We start from the raw sequence: 2,077 nt of genomic DNA, 5'->3' as shown, positions 1-2,077 counted from the left end.
TCCACCTATAGATCATCCCTGGAAACAGTCTTCCTACTTAAATTTTCTTGCAAAACAAAAGCACCGATCTGGTGCTAATGTTTAAAATTTTTTAGGACATTTTCAAATTTGCTTGACACTCTTTTTCTTCAATTCCAGATTAATATCATTTTGAATCTGATTTAATAATGCATTCACTTCTTCTTTTAACACTAAATAATTATATACTAATGGATTTTCATCAAACGATTTTTTCTTTTTCTGATAAGCTTGAATTAAACTTTCACAGTCGTTATTCAAATGTTTAGCTTTTACAATAGCCTGCTGCATTTGTTTTAACTCCTTCTCCAAAGCTTTCAACACTTCATCATTTTGTATCTTCTTTTCATATCTTTGATATTCTTTGACAATATCCTGATTTAAAATCCATTGATTCAAAGCTTCAGCCTTTTCTTGAACTTGTTTATTCAACTTCTTCACCTTTCAATGCCCATGTTTTGACTTCTGTGACTCTAACAGGAACTATTTGACCAATATGTTCAGGATTTCCTTTAAAATTAATAAGTTTTTGATGTTTTGTATATCCTGTTAACATTTCATTATCTTTTTTAGATGTTCCTTCTACGAGAACTTCTACAACCTGATTTAGAAATTTTTGATTTTGTTTAAGTGCTTTTTCATTCACCAAATCATTGAGACGATATAGACGTTGTTCTTTTGTATGAATGTCAATATCATCCTCCATCTTCGCTGCTGGTGTTCCCGCACGAGGTGAATAAATAAATGTATATGCTAAATCATATTCACAATATTCATATAAAGATAATGTATCTTCAAACTGTTCATCTGTTTCTCCTGGGAATCCTACAATAACATCAGTTGTGATAGTACAATCAGGAATCTTTGATTTAATCTTATCAAATAATTTTAAATAATCCTCTCTTGTATATCTTCTTCCCATACGTTTTAAAACTTCACTATTTCCTGATTGAACAGGTAAGTGAATCGCTGGCATAATGTTATCATATTGAGCAATAACATCAATCATTTCATCACTGAAATCCCATGGATGACTAGTTGTAAAACGTATACGTGGAATGCCAGTTTTAGCTACATCTTCTAACAATGAAGCAAAGTTATAATTATCTTGAAAATCCTTACCATAAGAATTCACATTTTGGCCTAATAATGTAATCTCCTGATATCCCTGCTCTTTTAATTCTAAAACTTCTTGAAGAATTTCTTCTTTTAAACGTGATCTTTCTTTACCACGTGTGTAAGGCACAATACAATATGTACAAAACTTATTACATCCATACATAATATTAACCCAAGCTTTATAAGGATGTGCGCGATGACTTGGTAGATTTTCAATGACATCCCCTTCTTTAGACCAGACTTCCAAAACCATTTCTTTATCTAACATAGCTTGTTTTAATAAAACAGGCAAACGATGGATATTATGTGTTCCAAAAATCAAATCTACTTGTGGATGTTTTTCTAAAATCTTATTAACAACAACTTCTTCTTGAGCCATACATCCACAAATTCCAAAGATAATATTAGGATTTGTTCTTTTGACTTTTTTAAGATATCCAATTTTTCCAAAAACCTTTTCTTCAGCATTTTCTCTTATTGCACAAGTATTCAGTAAAACAACCTGTGCATCTTTAATTTCATCAGTTGCACTGTATCCTAAACTTTCTAAAATACCTGCTAGTGTTTCACTATCACGTTCATTAGCTTGGCAACCATATGTCTGAATAAAGTATTTCTGTCCTTTTCCAATACCAACCATATCTGCTGGTATTTCATAAGCATCTTTAATATGATGTATTTCATCTTTTCCTCTATGTTTGGCATCTTTTAAAGATGGACCTTTAAAATATTGACTATAATCTTTCATTTTCTCACCACTTTCTGCTTTATTATACCAAATAAATCAAAATAAGAAAGAAAAAAATAAGGACATTGTCCTTATTTCAGGCTGTTGACAAAGTAAAAAAGTCAACAGCTTTTAGTTTTCAAATGAAAGAATATATGGTATTATATCCATTGTCGTGGATGACTTCTTTCCAAGTACGCAAACTTTGAGGCT

General features: G+C 30.9%; 2 protein-coding genes. Both read right to left on the bottom strand.

The window, feature by feature from the left end:
- Nucleotides 1-102: 102 nt before the first annotated feature.
- Nucleotides 103-459: a YlbF/YmcA family competence regulator gene (locus B5E48_RS13305; protein ID WP_087305612.1), complete on the bottom strand. Its 357-nt coding sequence runs from the start codon at nucleotides 457-459 to the stop codon at nucleotides 103-105.
- Nucleotides 443-1,885 (bottom strand): tRNA (N6-isopentenyl adenosine(37)-C2)-methylthiotransferase MiaB, encoded by a 1,443-nt coding sequence (gene miaB / locus B5E48_RS13300; protein WP_087244203.1) that lies wholly within the window; start codon nucleotides 1,883-1,885, stop codon nucleotides 443-445. The genes B5E48_RS13305 and miaB overlap by 17 nt, the downstream gene beginning before the upstream one ends.
- Between the last annotated feature and the right edge of the window lie 192 nt (nucleotides 1,886-2,077).

This window comes from Massilimicrobiota sp. An105 (assembly GCF_002161155.1).
In the GTDB taxonomy this organism is placed as follows: domain Bacteria; phylum Bacillota_I; class Bacilli_A; order Erysipelotrichales; family Coprobacillaceae; genus Allocoprobacillus; species Allocoprobacillus merdigallinarum.
The sequence above is the reverse complement of the archived record's forward strand: the minus strand, read 5'-3'. Positions and strand labels throughout refer to the sequence as shown.